Origin of the sequence: Pandoraea sp. PE-S2R-1 (assembly GCF_002179865.1) — a bacterium.
Lineage (GTDB): Bacteria > Pseudomonadota > Gammaproteobacteria > Burkholderiales > Burkholderiaceae > Pandoraea.
The window spans coordinates 1-491 of sequence record NZ_NGUR01000052.1 but is presented as its reverse complement, the minus strand read 5'-3'; the positions used below and the strand labels follow the sequence as shown (position 1 = coordinate 491).

Annotated in this window: 1 protein-coding gene; it reads right to left on the bottom strand. The window is 61.9% G+C overall.

Going from position 1 to position 491, the window contains the following annotated elements:
- The coding region (locus CDV44_RS26995; protein WP_141118826.1) for a site-2 protease family protein at positions 1–491 on the bottom strand (491 nt) is incomplete at both ends.

Here is a 491-nt window from a genome sequence, read left to right as displayed (position 1 = left end):
GAATCAGGATCGGACTCGGATGCCAGAGGAACAGCGCGACGAGCACCGGCACGCCCGCAAACCAGATGCGCGGCGACAACACCGCGGTGATGCGCCCCCCATCGAACGGCGAGAGGGGAATCAGGTTGAACAGGTTCAGGAAGCATCCCGAATAGGCGAGCGCGAGCAGCAGATTGCTGTCCTGCTCGCGTGCCGCGAAATAGCAGACCATTGACGCGAGGGTGCCGACGAACGGTCCGCCCAGCCCGACATAGGCTTCCGTCTGGGCATTGAGCGGTGTTTCCTTGAGTTCGATCCATGCCCCGACGAACGGGATGAACGTGGGCAGCCCCACGTCCAGCCCGCGCTGGCGTGCGGCGACGTAATGACCCGCTTCATGTGTGAATAGCAAGATCACGAAACCGAGCGCGAACTTCCATCCGTACACGAAGGCATAGACCACGATGGACAGCAGCATCGTGCCGCCCGTCGTCAACACCTTGCCAAGCTTC